Below are 17,969 nucleotides of genomic sequence, written 5' to 3'. Positions count from 1 at the left end.
TACACCCTAGGGAGGGGGGAACCGAGGGGGGACCGTGGAGCGGCGGCAGTGAGTACCCCGTGACCGCCGCTCCACGGGCAGGTCCCCTCGGTCAGGCGAAGACCGCGAGGCTCTTGGCCTTGCCCTTGTGCGACTCGACGAGGCCGAGCAGCCGGTTCTCCGGGCCGAAGACGGCGACGGTACCGGCGTCCGCGTACTCGTCGGGCATCTCCAGCCGTACGCCGTTGCCGAGCAGCCGGGCGCGCCGGGCGTCCACGTCCCAGCGGCGGAACGCAGCGGCGGCCGCGTCGGCGATCGGCATCACCGTCAGCTCCTGCTGGAGCTCGTCCAGGGTCTTGGCCGCGTCCAGCTTGTACGGGCCGACCCGGGTGCGCCGCAGGGCGGTGAGGTGGCCGCCGACGCCGAGGTCGGCGCCGAGGTCGCGGGCCAGGGCGCGGATGTAGGTGCCGGAGGAGCAGACCACGGACACGATCAGGTCGAGCACCGGGGTGCCGTCCTCGGCGACGGCCTCACTGACGTCGTACACCGCGAAGGAGGAGACGGTGACCGGGCGGGCCGGGATGTCGAACTCCTCGCCCTCGCGGGCCCGCTTGTAGGAGCGCACGCCGTTGATCTTGATGGCGCTGACCTTGGACGGCACCTGCATGATCTCGCCGGTCAGCCGGGCGACGCCGGCGTCGATGGCGTCCCGGGTGACCTGCGAGGCGTCGGTGGAGGAGGTGAGGTCCCCCTCGGCGTCGTCGGTGATCGTGTTCTGCCCGAGGCGGATGGTGCCCAGGTACTCCTTCTCGGTCAGCGCGAGGTGGCCGAGGAGCTTGGTGGCCTTCTCGACGCCGAGGACGAGTACGCCGGTCGCCATCGGGTCGAGGGTGCCGGCGTGGCCGACACGGCGGGTCCTGGCGATCCCGCGCATCTTGGCGACCACGTCGTGCGAAGTGAAGCCCGACGGCTTGTCGACGATGACGAGGCCGTCGGGCGGGGTGGGCTTGCTGGTCATTCGGCGGCGTCGTCCGTCTCGTCGTCGTCCTCGCCCGGCTTGCGGTACGGGTCGGCCTCACCGGCGTAGGCGGCGCCGGCGGAGACCTCGCGCACCTTCTCGTCGGACTGGCGCGCCCGGTCGAGCAGGTCCTCGATGTTCTTGGCGGTGTCCGGAAGGGCGTCGGCCACGAAGGTCAGGGTCGGCGTGAACTTCACACCGGCGGCCGCCCCGACGGCCGAGCGGAGGACGCCCTTGGCGCTCTCCAGACCGGCGGCCGCGGCCTTGCGCTCCTCTTCGTCGCCGTACACCGTGTAGAAGACGGTCGCCTCCCGCAGGTCACCCGTGACCCGGGTGTCCGTGATGGTGACGTGCGAGCCGAGCCGCGGGTCCTTGATCCCGCGCTGCAGCTTCTGGGCCACCACCTCTCGGATGAGGTCCGCCAGCCTTTTCGCCCGCGCGTTGTCGGCCACTGGTCCGTCTCCCGTTCTTTCTTTCTGCTTGCGTTCTGTGGTCAGTCGTCGTCTTCGCCGTGGAACCGCCGTCGTACGGACAGCAGCTCCACCTCGGGGCGGCCGGCGACCAGCCGTTCACACCGGTCGAGTACGTCGGTGAGGTGCCCCGCGTCGCCGGAGACCACGGCGAGGCCGATGATCGTCCGCCGGTGGAGGTCGATGTGGTCCACCTCGGCCGCGCTCACGGCGTACTTGCGCTGGAGTTCGGCGACGATCGGGCGGACGACGGAGCGCTTCTCCTTCAGCGAATGGACATCGCCGAGGAGGAGGTCGAAGGACAGCGTCCCCACGTACATGTGTGTAACCGGTTCACCCGCCGGTACGGGATCGATGGCCCGCAGCCGTGCGGCCGGGGACATCAAGAACCGTACAACGAAGCGGCCCGCACGATCGACGGATATTACGCTCCGTGGACCGTGGGAAGGGGCCGCAAACGGCGCACCGGCCGACGGGACACTCGGTCCCGTCGGCCGGCACGCACCGGGGGTGTCACACCCGCGGCTTCTCGCGCATCTCGTACGTCGCGATGACGTCGTCGACCTTGATGTCGTTGAAGTTTCCGAGGTTGATACCACCCTCGTAGCCTTCGCGGATCTCGGTGACGTCGTCCTTGAAGCGACGCAGACCCTCGATGTTGAGGTTCTCCGCGATGACCTTGCCATCGCGGACCAGGCGCGCCTTGGTGTTGCGCTTGACCTCGCCGGAGCGGATGAGAACACCCGCGATGTTGCCCAGCTTGGACGACTTGAAGACCTCGCGGATCTCCGCCGTACCGAGCTCGACCTCTTCGTACTCCGGCTTGAGCATGCCCTTGAGGGCCGCCTCGATCTCCTCGATCGCCTGGTAGATGACCGAGTAGTACCGGACGTCCACACCCTCGCGCTCGGCCATCTGCGCCGCGCGGCCGGCCGCGCGGACGTTGAAGCCGATCACGATGGCGTCGGAGCCCATCGCCAGGTCGATGTCGGACTCCGTGACCGCACCGACACCGCGGTGCAGGACGCGGATGTCGACCTCTTCGCCGACGTCCAGCTGGAGCAGGGAGGACTCCAGGGCCTCGACGGAACCAGAAGCGTCACCCTTGATGATCAGGTTCAGCTGCTGGACCTCGCCGGCCTTGAGCACCTTGTCCAGGTCCTCCAGCGACACGCGGCGCGTGCGCTTGGCGAACGCGGCGTTGCGCTCACGGGCGGCACGCTTCTCGGCGATCTGACGGGCCGTACGGTCCTCGTCGACCACCAGGAAGTTGTCACCCGCACCCGGGACGTTGGTCAGGCCCAGGACCTGGACCGGCGTCGACGGGCCGGCCTCGGCGACGTTGTTGCCGTTGTCGTCGAGCATGGCGCGCACACGGCCGTAGGCGTCGCCCACGACCATCGTGTCGCCGACCCGCAGGGTGCCTCGCTGCACGAGGACCGTCGCCACGGCACCGCGGCCGCGGTCGAGACGGGACTCGATCGAGATGCCCTGCGCGTCCTGGTTCGGGTTGGCCCGCAGGTCGAGCGAGGCGTCGGCCGTGAGGACCACGGCCTCCAGCAGCGAGTCGATGTGCAGACCCTGCTTGGCGGAGATGTCGACGAACATGGTGTCGCCGCCGTACTCCTCGGCCACCAGGCCGTACTCGGTCAGCTGACCGCGCACCTTGGTCGGGTCGGCGCCCTCGACGTCGATCTTGTTGACCGCGACCACGATCGGCACGTCGGCCGCCTTGGCGTGGTTGAGCGCCTCGACCGTCTGCGGCATGACGCCGTCGTTGGCCGCGACGACCAGGATCGCGATGTCGGTCGACTTCGCACCACGGGCACGCATGGCGGTGAACGCCTCGTGACCCGGGGTGTCGATGAAGGTGATCTTGCGCTCTTCGTCGTTGACCTCGGTGGAGACCTGGTAGGCACCGATGTGCTGGGTGATGCCGCCGGCCTCGCCCGCGATGACGTTCGTCTTGCGGATGGCGTCGAGCAGTCGGGTCTTACCGTGGTCGACGTGACCCATGACGGTGACGACCGGCGGGCGGACCACCAGGTCCTCCTCGTCGCCCTCGTCCTCGCCGAACTCGATGTCGAAGGACTCGAGAAGCTCGCGGTCCTCCTCCTCCGGGCTGACGATCTGAACCGTGTAGTTCATCTCGCCGGCGAGGAGCTGCAGGGTCTCGTCGGAGACGGACTGCGTGGCGGTGACCATCTCGCCGAGGTTCATCATGACCGCGACGAGCGACGCCGGGTTGGCGTTGATCTTCTCCGCGAAGTCGGTGAGCGACGCGCCGCGGGAGAGACGGATGGCCTCACCGTTGCCGCGCGGCAGCATCACGCCGCCGACGCTCGGGGCCTGCATGGCCTCGTACTCCTGGCGCCTCTGCCGCTTCGACTTGCGACCGCGACGCGCGGGACCGCCGGGACGGCCGAAGGCGCCCTGCGTGCCACCGCGGCCACCGGGACCGCCGGGACGGCCACCGAAGCCGGGACGGCCACCGCCGCCACCGGGACCGCCGGGACGACCGGCGAAGCCGCCACCGCCACCGCCGCCGGGACCACCGGGACGACCGGCGAAGCCGCCACCGCCACCGCCGCCGGGACGACCGGCGAAGCCGCCGCCGCCCGGACGACCGCCGCCACCGCCGGGACGACCCGCGCCGCCCGGACCACGACCGCCGGGGCCGCCGCCGGGACGCGGGCCGGCAGCGGGACGCTGCGGCATCATGCCGGGGTTCGGACGCGGACCGCCGGGACGCGGACCGCCGGGGCCTGCGCCCTGCGGGCGAGGCATGCCGCCCGGGGTCGGACGGGCGCCGCCCGGAGTCTGCGGACGAGGACCGCCGCCCTGGCCGCCGGAGCCCTGCGGACGGGGACCGCCGGGAGCACCGGGACCGCCGGGACGCGGGGCGCCCTGCGGGCGGGGAGCCTGCGGACGCGCCATGCCGGCGTTGCCGCCGGAGGTGAAGGGGTTGTTGCCCGGACGCGGGCCGGCCGGACGGGCACCCGGACGCGGCGCACCGCCACCGGGACGCGCGCCACCCTGAGCGGCGGCGGGACGCTGGCCCTGGCCACCGTCACGGCCCTGACCCGGAGCACCGGGACGGGCGCCGGGCCGCGGAGCGCCGGGACGCGCGCCGGAGCGCGGAGCCTGGGCGGCCGGGGGCTGGGCGGCGGGAGCCTGCGGAGCGGCGGGGGCGGCCGGCGGAGCGGTGAACTCCGGGGCGGCCGGAGCCGGGCGCGGCGCGGGCTTGGGACCCGGCACCGGACGCGGGCCGGAGGCGGCCGGCGCGGGCGCCGACGGGGCCGCGGGCTGCTCCGCCGCGGGCTTGGGTGCGGCCGGCGGCTTGGGAGCAGCCGGACGAGCCGCCTGCGCCGGGGCGGGCGCGGCGGGCTTGGGGGCGGCCTTCTTCGGGGCGGCGGGCTTGCCGGACTTGCCGGAGCCACCTCCCTGGAAGGCGTCGGTCAGCTTGCGTACCACTGGCGCTTCGATCGTCGAAGACGCCGAACGGACGAATTCACCGAGTTCCTGGAGCTTGGCCATGACGACCTTGCTCTCGACACCGAACTCCTTGGCGAGTTCGTATACCCGGACCTTAGCCACTTCGCTCCTTTGAGGTCCGGGTGAAGCCGGACCGTCGCTAGTTCATGGGCGTACTCATCGCGTACTCATCGAGTGCTCATCGCAATCTCGACCTGCTTTCGACTCGCGAGGTACCTACACCGCACGGGGTGCCGTGCGGCACGTCTTCTTCCTTACCGTGTTGCCTGCTCGGCAACTGTTGCCTGCTCGACGTACTGGCGCAACGCCTTTGTGTCGAGCGTTCCCGGGGCGCGCAGTGCCCGCGTGAACGCCCGGCGGCGTACCGCCTGATCGAGACAGACCAGGGCGGGGTGCACGTACGCACCCCGGCCGGGCAGCGTACCGCGTGGATCGGGGACACATTCGTCCTTGATCGCCACGATGCGCAGCAGCTCTGTCTTGGCCGCTCGTTCCCGGCACCCCACACAGGTGCGTTCAGGGCATGCTCGGTCCCGTGTCCGGCCAGACACCCTTAAGTCTACCTCCCCGTACGCACCCCACCCCTTCGGGGCAGGATTCGAACAGTTGCTGTACACCAACCTGTCGTGATCTCAGCCACGCGCGGCCGGTATTTATTCCCCGGAGGACTGCTCCTGCGGCTGACCGGCCTGCTCGGTGTCCGGGCGGATGTCGATCCGCCAGCCGGTGAGCCGGGCCGCGAGCCGGGCGTTCTGGCCTTCCTTGCCGATCGCCAGCGACAGCTGGTAGTCGGGGACGGTCACCCGGGCGGAACGGGTCGACATGTCGACGATCTCGACCTTCGACACCCGTGCGGGTGACAGCGCGTTCGCCACCATCTCGGCCGGGTCGTCCGACCAGTCGACGATGTCGATCTTCTCGCCGTTCAGCTCGCCCATGACATTGCGCACCCGGCCGCCCATCGGGCCGATGCAGGCGCCCTTGGCGTTCAGGCCCGAGCGGGTGGAACGGACGGCGATCTTGGTGCGGTGGCCGGCCTCACGGGCGATCGCGGAGATCTCGACGGAACCGTCGGCGATCTCCGGGACCTCCAGCGCGAACAGCTTCTTCACCAGGTTGGGGTGGGTGCGCGAGAGCGTGACGGACGGACCGCGCACACCCTTCGCCACCCGTACGACGTACGACCGAAGGCGCAGGCCGTGCGGGTAGGTCTCACCGGGGACCTGCTCCTGCACCGGCAGGATGGCCTCCAGCTTGCCGATGTCGACCAGCACGTTCTTCGGGTCGCGGCCCTGCTGGACCACGCCGGTGACGATGTCGCCCTCGCGGCCGGCGTACTCGCCGAGCGTCGCGTCGTCCTCCGCGTCCCTAAGGCGCTGGAGGATCACCTGCTTGGCGGTGGTCGCGGCGATCCGGCCGAAGCCGGAGGGGGTGTCGTCGAACTCGCGGGCCTCCTGGCCCTCCTCGAGGTCGTCCGGGTCCTCCTTCGCCCACACGGTCACATGCCCGGTCTCCCGGTTGAGCTCCACGCGCGCGTGTCGGCGGCTTCCCTCGGTGCGGTGGTAGGCGATGAGGAGGGCCGACTCGATCGCCTCGACCAGCAGGGGGAAGGAGATCTCCTTCTCCCGGACCAAGCCCCGCAGGGCACTCATGTCGATGTCCACGGCTACGCCTCCTCTGCGTTCTCGTTCTTGTCCTTGCGGCTGAATTCCACCTGCACGCGCGCCTTCTCGATCTCCGGGAAGGCGATTCGGCGGCTGGTGGCCTTGCGTCCCTTGACCCCGGGCACCTCGAGGTCGAGTCCTTCGTCGTCGACCGTCAGGATCCGCGCGACCAACTCGCCGCCCTCGGCCAGCTGGAACCTCACCAGCCGGCCCGTGGCACGCACGTAGTGCCGGTGCTCGGTGAGAGGGCGCTCCGCGCCGGGGGTGCCGACCTCGAGGGTGTACTCCCCCTCGCCCATCGCGTCGGTCTCGTCGAGCTTCGCCGAGAGCTCGCGGCTCACATCGGCGATCTGATCCAGGTCGGCTCCGGTGTCGGAGTCCACGACGACGCGCAGCACACGCTTGCGTCCGACGGAGTCCACGGCGATCTCTTCGAGATCCAGGCCCTGGGAGGTCACGAGCGGTTCCAGCAGTTCCCGCAGCCTCTCGTTGTGGGTGGTGCTCATCCGGGTGACTCCTCGGCCGCGTGTGCTGTTGTGGGATGGGTCGCGTGTCAGGTCAAAGGGTATCCGGTCCCGGACGGTGATGCCGTCCACCTGTGTACGGGCGGTGCCGGTGCGTGGTGGCCGTGCGGGCTCGGCGCCGGTGCGTGGTGGCGGGCCGGTCCGGGGTGCCGACGGGTGGTGGGTGGTGCCGCTGAGTGGTGGCCGGCACCGGCGCGGGTACGGTGATCACGGGCCGTGTGCCCGCCGGTTTCGCTCGTACGAGTTCCCTGAGGACGACTGCCGTGCCGTTCCCTCCGCCGCGCCTGCCCTCGGGGCCGCGCAGACGAACCCTGCTCACCGCGTCCGCCGCGGGCGCCCTCCTCGTCACGGGCTGCTCCGGCGGCTCCGGGAACGGTGACGGAGGCACGGGCGGCAGTACGTCGGTGACCGAGCGCACGCGCACGCGTGCGGCGCGGGACAGCGCCGGGCTGGTGGAGCGGTACGACGCCGTGCTCGCCGCCCACCCGCCGCTGGCGGGGCGGATCGGGGCGCTGCGGGCGGAGGTCGTGCGGCATGTGGAGGCGTTCGGGGGGGCGGGGGGTGCGGTGGGCACGTCCACGGCTTCCGGGAGCCCGTCAGGGAGTCCGTTGGGGAGTCCTTTGGGGAGTCCGTCGGCGTCTCCGTCGGTGAGTCCGCCGGGGAGTCCGTCGGCGTCCTCTTCGGTGGCGGCTTCTCCTTCCGCGTCGGTGTCCCCGGCGCCCGGCGTTCCCGGGACCGAGACGGAGGCGCTGGCGCAGCTGGCCGCCGCCGAGCGGGAGCTGGCCGACCGGCGCACCGCCGAGCTGGTCGACGTCGACGGCGAGCTGGCGCGGCTGCTGGCCTCCGTGGCGGCGGCCGGGGCGGCGCACGCGTTTCTGCTGACGGAGGGGGCCGCATGAGAGACACCGGGGTGATCGCAGCGCTGCAGGCGGCACTGGCCGCCGAGCACGCCGCCGTGTACGGCTACGGCGTCGTCGGCGGCCGGATCGGCACCGCCCGGCGCGCGGAGGCCCGGGCGGCGTACGACGCGCACCGGGCGCGGCGGGACGCCCTGGCGCGCGAGGTGCGCGACCGGGGCGCGCGGCCGGTCGCCGCGGCGGCCGGATACGCGCTGCCGTTCCCGGTGCCGGACACCGCGGCGGCGGCACGGCTCGCCGCCGACCTGGAGGAACGTGTCGCCGGGGTGTACTCCGACCTGGTGCGGGCCAGCGCCGGGGAGCGGCGGCGGGACGCGGCCGGCGCGCTGCGGGAGGCGGCGGTCCGGGCGGTGCGGTGGCGCGGCGGGAGCGTAGCCTTCCCTGGGCTCGCCGAACGGGTCGGGACGCCCACGGCGTAGCGGAAGGAAGGAGCGGCTCGCGTATGGCTTTCGAACCGCCGCGGCGTCTGTTGAGGGCGCTGAGTGAGACGGCACCGGGCGGTGACGAGTGGCTGGAAGGGCTGCCGGAGGCCGTGGCGCAGGCCGTCGCGCTACGCGAGTTGACCGTCGAGCGGGTGCAGGTGCCGGGCGGTCGCAGCAGCCTCGTGCTGCTGGTGCGGTGTGCGGACGGGACGCCCGCGGTGCTGAAGCTGGCGCCGCGGCGGGCCCGGCCGGAGGCGGAGCGGGCGGCGCTGGCCCACTGGGGTGGGCGCGGGGCCGTGCAGTTGCTGTCCGCGGGGGTGGATCAGGCGGTCGCCTCGCCGGGGGTGCTGCTGTTGGAGCGGCTGCATCCCGAGGTGTCCGTGCGGTCGTTGCCGGAGGCGCGGGCGTTGCTGGAGGCCGCGGGGACCTTGCGGCGGCTGTGGGTGGAGCCGCCCACGGAGTACACCTTCGAGACGGTCGCCGAGCGGACCGGGCGGCAGGCGGACGCGATGCGGGCGAGCGCCGAGCGGGACGCCGAGGTGGCGCCGTTGGTGACGGAGGCGCTGGCCGCGCGGGACGCGTTGCTGGTGGCTCCGCCCGAGGGGCGGCTGCTGCACGGGACCTTCCGGCAGAGCAAGGTGCTGGCCGGGGACCGGATGCCGTGGCTGGCGGTGGGGCCGGATCCGGTGGTGGGCGAGTGCGCCTTCGATCTGGCGCGGCTGGTGCGGGACCGGGTGGAGGATCTGATCGCGTCGCCGTCGGGGGCGACGACCACGCGGCGGCGGGTGAAGCGGCTCGCGGAGTCGCTGGAGGTCGATCAGGAGCGGTTGCGGGGGTGGACGCTGTTTCGGGCCGTGGAGTCGGGGGTGCGGGCTCGGCGGGTGGGGCGGGAGGGGGATGCGGAGTTGTTGTTGGAGTTTGCGGGGTGGTTGTAGGGGGGTGCCGGGTGCCTGCGGCGCCTTGGCGGTTGTTCGTCTGCGGGAGCGTTGTGGTTGCTCGCGCAGTTCCCCGCGCCCCTTTGATGCCTGCGGCGGCCCGTTGCGGTTGCGTCGTGGCGTGCGTCGCGCCTACCGGCGGTTTGTGGGTCGGGGCCGGGGTGGGGGGTGTCCGTCCTCGGTCCGGCCGCCCGTTTCCGGGCCTGTGCCGTTGCCCGGTGCCGGCCGCTGCGGGCGGACACCCCCCACCCCGTCCCCTCCCCGCCGCGCGCGACTGCGGGCCGTCGCCCATTCCGCCCGCGCGTGCGCAGCTGCGGGCCGTCGTGCCTCCCCCGCGCGCCACTGGACGCCGGGACACGTAGCCCGCCCCCGGTGCCGATGCCGGGGGCGTTTGCAACGTGGTGGGTGGTGGGGTCAGCGCGTGAGGCGGGTGACCGCTTCGGTTACGGGGAGTTCCTCGCGCTCTCCCGTGCGGCGGTCCTTCAGTTCTACGACGCCCTCGGCCGCGCGGCGGCCCGCGACCAGGATCCAGGGCACGCCGATCAGTTCCGCGTCGGTGAACTTCACGCCCGGGGAGACGCCCGCGCGGTCGTCGACGAGGACGCGGACGCCGGCCGCGGCGAGCTGCTCGGAGACGTCGAGGGCCAGCTCGGTCTGCAGCGCCTTGCCCGCGGCGACCACGTGGACGTCGGCCGGGGCGACCTCCTGGGGCCAGCACAGGCCCTTGTCGTCGGCGGTCTGCTCGGCGAGGGCCGCGACCGCGCGGGAGACGCCGACGCCGTAGGACCCCATGGTGACGCGGACCGGCTTGCCGTTCTGGCCGAGGACGTCCAGCTTGAGCGCGTCGGCGTACTTGCGGCCCAGCTGGAAGATGTGGCCGATCTCGATGGCGCGGTCCAGCTTGAGGCCGGTGCCGCAGCGGGGGCAGGGGTCGCCGTCCTGGACGACCACGACGTCGACGTACTCGTCGACCTCGAAGTCACGTCCGGCGACGACGTTCTTGGCGTGGGTGTCGGCCTTGTTCGCGCCGGTGATCCACGCGGTGCCGGGGGCGACGCGCGGGTCGGCGATGTACTTCACCTTGTCGAGGCCCTGCGGGCCGACGTAGCCGCGGACCAGGTCGGTGCGGGTCGCGAAGTCCTCTTCGGTGACCATCTCGACCGTGGCCGGGGCGAAGTGCGCCTCGACCTTGCCCATGTCGACCTCGCGGTCGCCGGGGACGCCGACGGCGACGATCTCGCCGTCCACCTTCACCAGGAGGTTCTTCAGGGTGGCGGAGGCCGGGACGCCGAGGTGGGCGGCCAGGGTCTCGATGGTGGGCGTGGCGGGGGTCGGGATGTCCTCGGCGGCGGGTGCGCCGGTGGCGTCGACCGGCTTCAGCTCGTAGGTGATCGCCTCGGTGTTGGCCGCGAAGTCGCAGTTCGGGCAGTCGGCGAAGGTGTCCTCGCCGGCCTCGGCCGGGGCGAGGAACTCCTCCGACTTCGAGCCGCCCATCGCACCGGCGGTCGCCGCGCAGATGCGGTAGTCCAGGCCGAGGCGGGCGAAGATCTTCTGGTAGGCCGCGCGGTGCAGGGCGTAGGACTTCGCCAGGCCCTCGTCCTCCAGGTCGAAGGAGTAGGAGTCCTTCATCAGGAACTCGCGGCCGCGCAGGATGCCGGCGCGGGGACGGGCCTCGTCGCGGAACTTCGTCTGGATCTGGTAGAGGATCACCGGCAGGTCCTTGTAGGACGACGCCTGGTCCTTCACCAGGAGGGTGAAGATCTCCTCGTGGGTGGGGCCGAGCAGGTAGTCGCCGCCCTTGCGGTCCTGGAGGCGGAACAGCTCGGCGCCGTACTCGTCCCAGCGGCCGGTCGCCTCGTACGGCTCGCGGGGCAGCAGGGCGGGGAGGAGCACCTCCTGGGCGCCGATGGCGTCCATCTCCTCGCGCACGATCCGCTCGACGTTGGCGAGGACCTTCTTGCCGAGCGGCAGCCAGGTCCAGATGCCGGCGGCGGTGCGGCGGACGTAGCCGGCGCGGACGAGGAGCTTGTGGCTGAGGACCTCGGCGTCCGCCGGGTCGTCGCGCAGCGTCTTCGCCATCAACTGGGACATGCGCTGGACCGGTGCGTTCGCCATGGCTCTCTTACTCCCGCTACGTGTAGGTGATGGCTAGGAGGTTAGCCGGGCGGCTGCCGTGGCCGGAAATCCGTTACCGGTGGCGCAGCGGGAGGGGGGCGCCCATCACGGCGTACGGCTTGGGGGCGCTCGGGAAGTGGACCTGGCGGGCGAGGTCGCGGTAGCCGAGGGAGCGGTACAGCGCGCGGGCGGGGCTCTCGGTGTCGATCGCGGAGAGGATCGAGCGGGGCTCGGTGGCGCTGTCGGTGATCGTGGTGATCAGGCTGCGGCCGATGCCGTGGTTCTGGTGGTCGGGGTGGACGTGCAGCTCGGTGATCACGAAGGCGGCGTCGAGCCACTCCTCGTGGCCCTGGGCCCGCAGATAGGGCTCGACGACCGTGGACCACCAGTGGGTGCGGTCGTTGGGCATGCCGTAGACGAAGCCGACGAGGCGGCCTTCGACGGTGGCGCCGAGGGCGCGGGCGCCCGGGTGGCTCATGTGGCGGATGACGATCTGACGGCGTACGGCCACCTCGTCGGCGCCCAGTCCGAAGGCGACGGCCTGGACGGCCAGTGCCTCGTCGACGTGGGCGGACAGGTCCAGCGGGCCGATCACGACATCCATGCCGGGAGCCTACAGGGGGGCTTGTGCACGGGGATCAGAAAAGCACGCTCATGAACTCGCCGGCCTCGCGGAAGCCGACGCGGCGGTACGTCCGGCGGGCGGGGGTGTTGAAGTCGTTGACGTACAGGCTCACCACGGGTGCCACGTCGGCCAGCGCGTAGCGCAGGACGGCAGCCATGCCGGGGGCCGCGAGGCCCTTGCCGCGGTACTCGGGGTCCACCCACACGCCCTGGATCTGGCACGCCTGCGGGGTGGCCGCGCCGATCTCCGCCTTGAACATCACCTTGCCGTGTTCGTCGACGCGGGCGAAGGAGCGGCCGGAGCCGACGAGTTCGGCGACCCGGGCCTGATACAGCAGGCCGCCGTCGCCGGCCAGCGGGGAGACGCCGACCTCCTCGGTGAACATCGCCACGCAGGCCGGCATGATCGTCTCCATCTCGTCCTTGCGGACGCGGCGGACGTAGGGGTCCGGGGCGATGTCGCCGGGCATGCGGTCGGTGACCATCAGGGGCTGGTGGGCGCGGACGTCGCGGGCGGGGCCCCAGCTGGGTTCGAGGAGGCGCCACAGCTCGGAGGTCGGGCCGGAGGGGCCGACGATCGAGGAGCAGCGGCGGCCGGCCCGCCGGGCGCGGTCGGCGAAGGCCCGCACCGCGCGGGGGGTGGCGCAGATCGGGACGAGGTTGGCGCCCGCGTAGCACAGGGACGTGAGCATGCCGTCCTCGTACCAGCCCCACATCTCGCCGCCGAGCCGCCACGGGTCGAGGCCCGCGACCTGGACACGGGAGGTCACGAAAGCGTTCATGACGGGCTCGCGGTTCAGGACGGCGAGCGCGGCGTCCAGGTCGCTCGGTTCGAGGACCCGTGAGGTGGTCTGGGTCAGCACGGGCGGGGCCTCACGGTCGGGTGTGCACTGATCTCCGCACTATAGCTGCGCCGCTTTGCCGGGCGCCTTTCGATCAGGGAGTTCCTGGTCGCGGGCGCCTGCGGCTCCGTCGTGGCTGCTCGCGCCCACGCGGCGGAGCCGTATGTCGGCACAGCCCCGCGCCCCTTCGGGGTGCTTGATCCGCCCGGCGCCCCGGGTGTTCAGCCCGCTACCGTCACCGAGGGTTCGCCGGAGGCGGTGCCGTCCTTCTCCATCTGCTCGGCGAGCTTCATCGCCTCTTCGATCAGCGTCTCGACGATCTTGGACTCGGGGACGGTCTTGATGACCTCGCCCTTGACGAAGATCTGGCCCTTGCCGTTGCCGGAGGCGACGCCGAGGTCGGCTTCGCGGGCCTCGCCGGGGCCGTTGACGACGCAGCCCATGACGGCGACGCGCAGCGGGACGTCCATGCCGGTGAGGCCGGCGGTGACCTCTTCGGCGAGCTTGTAGACGTCGACCTGGGCGCGGCCGCAGGACGGGCAGGAGACGATCTCCAGGCCGCGCTGGCGCAGGCCCAGGGACTGCAGGATCTGCAGGCCGACCTTGACCTCCTCGGCGGGCGGGGCCGAGAGGGAGACGCGGATGGTGTCGCCGATGCCCTGGGAGAGCAGGGCGCCGAAGGCGACAGCCGACTTGATCGTGCCCTGGAAGGCGGGGCCGGCCTCGGTGACGCCGAGGTGGAGGGGGTAGTCGCACTGCTCGGCGAGCTGACGGTAGGCCTCGATCATCACGACCGGGTCGTTGTGCTTGACCGAGATCTTGATGTCGCGGAAGTCGTGCTCCTCGAAGAGGGACGCCTCCCACAGGGCCGACTCGACCAGGGCCTCGGGGGTCGCCTTGCCGTACTTCTGGAGCAGGCGCCGGTCCAGCGAGCCGGCGTTGACGCCGATGCGGATCGGGGTGCCGTGGTCCTTGGCGGCCTTGGCGATCTCCTTGACCTTGTCGTCGAACTGCTTGATGTTGCCGGGGTTGACGCGGACCGCGGCGCAGCCGGCCTCGATGGCGGCGAAGACGTACTTCGGCTGGAAGTGGATGTCGGCGATGACCGGGATCTGCGACTTGCGGGCGATGGTGGCGAGGGCGTCGGCGTCGTCCTGGGTGGGGCAGGCCACGCGCACGATCTGGCAGCCGGAGGCGGTGAGCTCGGCGATCTGCTGGAGCGTGGCGCCGATGTCGGACGTGCGGGTCGTGGTCATCGACTGCACCGAGACGGGGGCGTCTCCGCCGACCGCCACGGATCCGACCTGGATCTGCCGGCTCTTCCGGCGCTCGGCGAGCTTGGTCGGAACGGACGGCATGCCGAGAGAAATCGCAGTCATCTGCTGTGCAACCCCAAGTCGTGGATCAAGGTCCCGGTCCCGTCAGCGGCGGGCTCCGGATTTCGAGATTACGGCACGGGCGATCGCGCGGGCACATCACACCCGTAAACCCACTCGATGGGAGGCGGCCGGGTCACCCCGGCCGCCTCGAACGCGGTGTGGCTAGGAGATTCTCACCGGATTGACGACGTCTGCGATGAGGACCAGGACGGTGAAGCAGATGAAGACCCCGGCCACCACGTAGGCCACCGGCATCAGCTTCGCAACGTCGAACGGGCCGGGGTCCGGGCGGCGCAGCACCTTGGCGGTGTTGCGGCGCAGCGCCTCCCACAGGGCGCCCGCGATGTGCCCGCCGTCCAGCGGGAGCAGCGGCAGCATGTTGAACAGGAACAGCGAGAGGTTGAAGCCGGCGACCAGCATCAGGGCCATGCCGAGCTGCTGGGTGGGCGGGATGTGCAGGGTGAAGATCTCACCGCCGACGCGGGCCGCGCCGACGACGCCCATGGGCGAGTCGGGGGCGCGGGGGGCGCCGTGGAAGGCGGAGTCCCACAGGGCGGGGATCTTCGCCGGGAGCGCGGCGAGGGAGTCGACGGCGTCGCCGACCCGGTCGGTCATCCAGGTGACGGACTGGCCGAAGTCCTGCCGGACGACGCCGGTGGCGGCGCTGAAGCCGAGGAAGCCGGCCTTGACGTACTGGCCCTGGACGTAGGCGCCGGAGGCATCCTTCTTGGCGACCATGTTGGTGGCGATCTTCGCGTGCAGGGTCACTTCCCGGCCGCCCCGGTCGACGGTGATCGGCACGGTCTTGCCGGCGCTGTCGCGGATCAGGTCCGAGAGGGTGTTCCACTCGTCGGTGCGCCGGCCGTCGAAGGCGACGATCTTGTCGCCGGCCTTCATGCCGGCGGCCGCCGCCGGGGAGGCGGGGTCGGTCTTCTTGCACGTGTCGCGGTTCTCGCTCTGCGAGATCACGCAGGGCGAGACGGAGCTGACGCTGGTGGTCTGCTGCTGGATGCCGAAGCCCATGAGGACGACGAGGAACAGGGCGACGGCGAGGATCAGGTTCATGAAGGGGCCCGCGAACATCACGATGACCCGCTTCCACGGCTTGCGCGTGTAGAACAGGCGGGAGTCGTCGCCGGGCTGGAGTTCCTCGAAGGCGGCCGAGCGGGCGTCCTCGATCATGCCGCGCCACGGGGAGGTGGAGCGGGCGGTGATCCGGCCGTCGTCGCCGGGCGGGAACATGCCGATCATGCGGATGTAGCCGCCGAAGGGGACCGCCTTGACGCCGTACTCGGTCTCGCCCTTCTTCCGCGACCAGATGGTCGGGCCGAAGCCGACCATGTACTGCGGCACGCGGATGCCGAACAGCTTGGCCGTGGACAGATGCCCCAGCTCGTGCCAGGCGATCGAGACGAGCAGGCCGACCGCGAAGACCACTATGCCGAGGATCATCATCAGGGTCGTCATGCACGGGCCTCCGCCGTCTTCGCTGTCAGTTCCCTGGCCCGGGCCCTCGCCCAGGTCTCCGCTTCGAGGACGTCCGGCACGGTGAGTGAAGTTCCCGTGACCGGCGTGTCGTGTTCCTCGACCACCCGGATGACGGTGTCCATGATCCCGTCGAACGGCAGTGCGCCGCGCAGGAACGCGTCCACGCACTCCTCGTTGGCCGCATTGAACACCGCCGGGGCGGTGCCCGCGAGCGTACCCACGTGCCGGGCGAGGTTCACGGAGGGGAAGGCCTCGTTGTCCAGCGGGAAGAACTCCCACGTGGAGGCCTTGCTCCAGTCGAAGGCGGGCGCGGCGTCGGGCACGCGCTCGGGCCAGCCCAGACCGATGGCGATCGGTCCGCGCATGTCGGGGGGCGTCGCCTGGGCCATCGTCGATCCGTCCGTGAACTCCACCATCGAGTGGACATACGACTGCGGGTGCACGACGACCTCAATGCGGTCGAAGGGAATGTCGTACAGCAGGTGCGCCTCGATGACTTCCAGACCCTTGTTGACGAGGGTCGCGGAGTTGATCGTGATGACGGGTCCCATGGCCCAGGTGGGGTGGGCGAGGGCGTCCTCGACGGTGACGTGGGCGAGGTCGGCCCGGGTGCGGCCGCGGAAGGGGCCGCCGGAGGCGGTGACGACGAGCTTGCGCACGTCCGCGCGCGTGCCGGCGGCGAGCGCCTGGAAGAGCGCGGCGTGCTCGGAGTCGACGGGGATGATCTGGCCGGGCTTGGCCAGCGCCTTGACCAGCGGGCCGCCGACGATGAGCGACTCCTTGTTGGCGAGCGCGAGGGTGCGGCCCGCCTCCAGGGCGGCGAGGGTGGGTGCGAGGCCGATGGAGCCCGTGATGCCGTTGAGGACGGTGTGACAGTCGGAAGCGGCGAGCTGTGTGGCCGCGTCGGGCCCGGCGATGATCTCGGGCAGCGGCTGCCCGGCGCCGTACTGCCCGGCGAGCGCTTCGCGCAGGTGCGGTACGACGTCCTCGCGGGCCACCGCGACGGTGCGCACCTTCAGCCGGTGGGCCTGCTCGGCGAGGAGGGCGACGCGGCCGCCGTTGGCGGACAGGCCGGTGACCTTGAACCGGCCGGGGTTGCGCAGCACGAGGTCGACGGCCTGGGTGCCGATCGAGCCGGTGGAGCCGAGGATCACGACGTCCTTCGGGCCGTCCGCGGTCACCGGGTCGTAGACGAGGTGCGGGTCGGCGAGGGGTCGCGGGGCGGACGGGCCCTCCGGCCCGAGCCCTCGGGGTGCGGGACTGTCACTCATGCCCCCCATTCTTGCCCCTCCGCCGCTCGGAACGTGTTCACGGGGTGGCGTGCCGGAACTTGCGCCACTGCGCGTCCACCACGTCCTGCGGTACGCCGCCGACGTCCTCGGTGCTGTGCGTGTCGGCGCGGAAGGAGAGGGTGGTGGAGCCGGAGCGGATGACGGTGAGGTAGTCGTACAGCTTCAGGCGCGCGTCCTTGACGTCCTGCGTGGTGATCCGGAAGGCGTACGCCTCGTCGCCTGCGGCGGGCGGGCGGAGGCTCTCCACCCGCAGGACCTTCGCGTCGGTGATCACCCGCTGCTCGGTGAAGCCGTGCGCGCACTCCCGGCCCGCCCTGGCGAGGGCCTTCATGACGGCGGCGGCGTCGGCGGCGGTGTAGGAGCGCAGGTGCAGGTCGATGTCGACGCCGCGTTCGGCGTCCGGGTCCCAGACGGTGCGGACGATCTCGGCGGCGGGGTCGTGCCGGGTGGCGCCCTTGGTGAGGCTGACGAGCGGCTGGCAGACGTCCGGCTCGGCGGTGTACAGGTCGCTGACGGGGGGCTCTCCGTCGACGGGTTCCTCCGCCGTGTACGCCCCGGCGTCGTCGTCCTCGGAGAGGGCCGCGGCCAGCAGCTGGGTCCGGGTGAGCGGTCCCGGGCCGGCCGGGGCGGCGGCGGGCGTCGCGGCGCGCGAGGCGTGCGGCGGGCCGGATGAGGAGACGGGCGGCGGGGCGGGTGCGGAGGCGGCCGTGCGGCCTGCGCCGTCCCCGCCGCAGGCGGCCGTGGCCGTGAGGACGGCCGCCGCGAGCGCGGCGGCCGCCGTGTGTCGTGCCCGTGCGCCGAGCAT

The 17,969-nt window shown here is 72.0% G+C and carries 17 protein-coding genes; 3 read left to right on the top strand and 14 right to left on the bottom strand.

The genetic code is table 11. The annotated features are described in order from the left end of the window. Positions 1 to 91 precede the first annotated feature (91 nt). The 7 genes from truB to rimP all read right to left on the bottom strand — a co-directional run bounded on the left by truB (position 92) and on the right by rimP (position 7,132). Entirely contained in the window at positions 92 to 997 is a 906-nt protein-coding gene (gene truB / locus AC0B9F_RS30880; protein WP_472008066.1) for a tRNA pseudouridine(55) synthase TruB, read from the bottom strand. After that, a complete protein-coding gene (gene rbfA / locus AC0B9F_RS30875) occupies positions 994 to 1,449 on the bottom strand; it encodes a 30S ribosome-binding factor RbfA (protein WP_472008065.1) in 456 nt (151 codons plus the stop codon). Before rbfA ends, truB begins: the two co-directional genes overlap by 4 nt. Positions 1,450 to 1,490: 41 nt before the next feature. Then, the gene (locus tag AC0B9F_RS30870) at positions 1,491 to 1,787 is read right to left on the bottom strand and encodes a DUF503 domain-containing protein (RefSeq protein ID WP_472008120.1); all 297 of its coding nucleotides are present in this window, start codon (positions 1,785 to 1,787) and stop codon (positions 1,491 to 1,493) included. Between the two features lie 193 nt (positions 1,788 to 1,980). Next, on the bottom strand, positions 1,981 to 5,064 hold the full coding sequence (gene infB / locus AC0B9F_RS30865) for a translation initiation factor IF-2 (protein WP_472008063.1): 3,084 nt from the start codon (positions 5,062 to 5,064) through the stop codon (positions 1,981 to 1,983). A 152-nt stretch (positions 5,065 to 5,216) separates the two neighbouring features. Next, a complete protein-coding gene (locus AC0B9F_RS30860) occupies positions 5,217 to 5,513 on the bottom strand; it encodes a YlxR family protein (RefSeq protein WP_472008062.1) in 297 nt (98 codons plus the stop codon). A gap of 102 nt (positions 5,514 to 5,615) precedes the next feature. Next, on the bottom strand, positions 5,616 to 6,626 hold the full coding sequence (nusA, locus tag AC0B9F_RS30855; protein ID WP_472008060.1) for a transcription termination factor NusA: 1,011 nt from the start codon (positions 6,624 to 6,626) through the stop codon (positions 5,616 to 5,618). A gap of 2 nt (positions 6,627 to 6,628) precedes the next feature. Beyond that, entirely contained in the window at positions 6,629 to 7,132 is a 504-nt protein-coding gene (gene rimP / locus AC0B9F_RS30850; RefSeq protein WP_472008059.1) for a ribosome maturation factor RimP, read from the bottom strand. 281 nt (positions 7,133 to 7,413) lie between these two features. On the opposite strand from rimP, the gene AC0B9F_RS30845 reads away from it, so the two are divergent. The 3 genes from AC0B9F_RS30845 to AC0B9F_RS30835 are packed head-to-tail and all read left to right on the top strand — an operon-like array spanning position 7,414 to position 9,424. Continuing rightward, positions 7,414 to 8,049: a hypothetical protein gene (locus tag AC0B9F_RS30845; protein ID WP_472008058.1), complete on the top strand. Its 636-nt coding sequence runs from the start codon at positions 7,414 to 7,416 to the stop codon at positions 8,047 to 8,049. Beyond that, positions 8,046 to 8,486 carry a ferritin-like domain-containing protein gene (locus tag AC0B9F_RS30840; RefSeq protein WP_472008057.1) on the top strand — a complete coding sequence of 147 codons (441 nt, stop codon included), beginning with the start codon at positions 8,046 to 8,048 and terminating at the stop codon, positions 8,484 to 8,486. Before AC0B9F_RS30845 ends, AC0B9F_RS30840 begins: the two co-directional genes overlap by 4 nt. A 23-nt stretch (positions 8,487 to 8,509) precedes the next feature. Then, complete coding sequence (locus AC0B9F_RS30835) at positions 8,510 to 9,424, top strand: aminoglycoside phosphotransferase family protein (protein ID WP_472008055.1); 915 nt, start codon at positions 8,510 to 8,512, stop codon at positions 9,422 to 9,424. A gap of 414 nt (positions 9,425 to 9,838) precedes the next feature. Here the strand turns inward: AC0B9F_RS30835 and AC0B9F_RS30830 are convergent, their stop codons facing one another. The 7 genes from AC0B9F_RS30830 to AC0B9F_RS30800 all read right to left on the bottom strand — a co-directional run bounded on the left by AC0B9F_RS30830 (position 9,839) and on the right by AC0B9F_RS30800 (position 17,969). Then, positions 9,839 to 11,539: a proline--tRNA ligase gene (locus AC0B9F_RS30830; protein ID WP_472008054.1), complete on the bottom strand. Its 1,701-nt coding sequence runs from the start codon at positions 11,537 to 11,539 to the stop codon at positions 9,839 to 9,841. Between the two features lie 73 nt (positions 11,540 to 11,612). Continuing rightward, on the bottom strand, positions 11,613 to 12,143 hold the full coding sequence (locus tag AC0B9F_RS30825) for a GNAT family N-acetyltransferase (protein ID WP_472008053.1): 531 nt from the start codon (positions 12,141 to 12,143) through the stop codon (positions 11,613 to 11,615). Positions 12,144 to 12,177: 34 nt separating this feature from the next. Then, positions 12,178 to 13,026 carry a GNAT family N-acetyltransferase gene (locus AC0B9F_RS30820; protein WP_472008051.1) on the bottom strand — a complete coding sequence of 283 codons (849 nt, stop codon included), beginning with the start codon at positions 13,024 to 13,026 and terminating at the stop codon, positions 12,178 to 12,180. 200 nt (positions 13,027 to 13,226) lie between these two features. Beyond that, entirely contained in the window at positions 13,227 to 14,384 is a 1,158-nt protein-coding gene (gene ispG / locus AC0B9F_RS30815) for a flavodoxin-dependent (E)-4-hydroxy-3-methylbut-2-enyl-diphosphate synthase (RefSeq protein ID WP_472008049.1), read from the bottom strand. 162 nt (positions 14,385 to 14,546) lie between these two features. Continuing rightward, positions 14,547 to 15,851, bottom strand: a complete 1,305-nt coding sequence (locus tag AC0B9F_RS30810) for a M50 family metallopeptidase (protein ID WP_472008047.1) — start codon at positions 15,849 to 15,851, stop codon at positions 14,547 to 14,549. Then, the gene (gene dxr / locus AC0B9F_RS30805) at positions 15,848 to 17,152 is read right to left on the bottom strand and encodes a 1-deoxy-D-xylulose-5-phosphate reductoisomerase (protein ID WP_472008046.1); all 1,305 of its coding nucleotides are present in this window, start codon (positions 17,150 to 17,152) and stop codon (positions 15,848 to 15,850) included. The genes AC0B9F_RS30810 and dxr overlap by 4 nt, the downstream gene beginning before the upstream one ends. A 28-nt stretch (positions 17,153 to 17,180) precedes the next feature. Further along, entirely contained in the window at positions 17,181 to 17,969 is a 789-nt protein-coding gene (locus AC0B9F_RS30800; protein WP_472008044.1) for a hypothetical protein, read from the bottom strand.

Source organism: Streptomyces sp. NPDC097129 (assembly GCF_055668065.1).
Note: the sequence above shows the minus strand (reverse complement) of the source record. Positions and strands in the feature narration are given on the sequence as shown.

Bases quoted from the DNA above. Each gene is read 5' to 3' on its own strand.
- truB (WP_472008066.1), bottom strand. From the start codon at position 997: ATGACCAGCAAGCCCACCCCGCCCGACGGCCTCGTCATCGTCGACAAG.
- AC0B9F_RS30870 (WP_472008120.1), bottom strand. From the start codon at position 1,787: ATGTACGTGGGGACGCTGTCCTTCGACCTCCTCCTCGGCGATGTCCAT.
- rimP (WP_472008059.1), bottom strand. From the start codon at position 7,132: ATGAGCACCACCCACAACGAGAGGCTGCGGGAACTGCTGGAACCGCTC.
- AC0B9F_RS30840 (WP_472008057.1), top strand. From the start codon at position 8,046: ATGAGAGACACCGGGGTGATCGCAGCGCTGCAGGCGGCACTGGCCGCC.
- AC0B9F_RS30835 (WP_472008055.1), top strand. From the start codon at position 8,510: ATGGCTTTCGAACCGCCGCGGCGTCTGTTGAGGGCGCTGAGTGAGACG.
- AC0B9F_RS30830 (WP_472008054.1), bottom strand. From the start codon at position 11,539: ATGGCGAACGCACCGGTCCAGCGCATGTCCCAGTTGATGGCGAAGACG.
- AC0B9F_RS30825 (WP_472008053.1), bottom strand. From the start codon at position 12,143: ATGGATGTCGTGATCGGCCCGCTGGACCTGTCCGCCCACGTCGACGAG.
- ispG (WP_472008049.1), bottom strand. From the start codon at position 14,384: ATGACTGCGATTTCTCTCGGCATGCCGTCCGTTCCGACCAAGCTCGCC.
- AC0B9F_RS30810 (WP_472008047.1), bottom strand. From the start codon at position 15,851: ATGACGACCCTGATGATGATCCTCGGCATAGTGGTCTTCGCGGTCGGC.
- dxr (WP_472008046.1), bottom strand. From the start codon at position 17,152: ATGGGGGGCATGAGTGACAGTCCCGCACCCCGAGGGCTCGGGCCGGAG.
- AC0B9F_RS30800 (WP_472008044.1), bottom strand. From the start codon at position 17,969: ATGCTCGGCGCACGGGCACGACACACGGCGGCCGCCGCGCTCGCGGCG.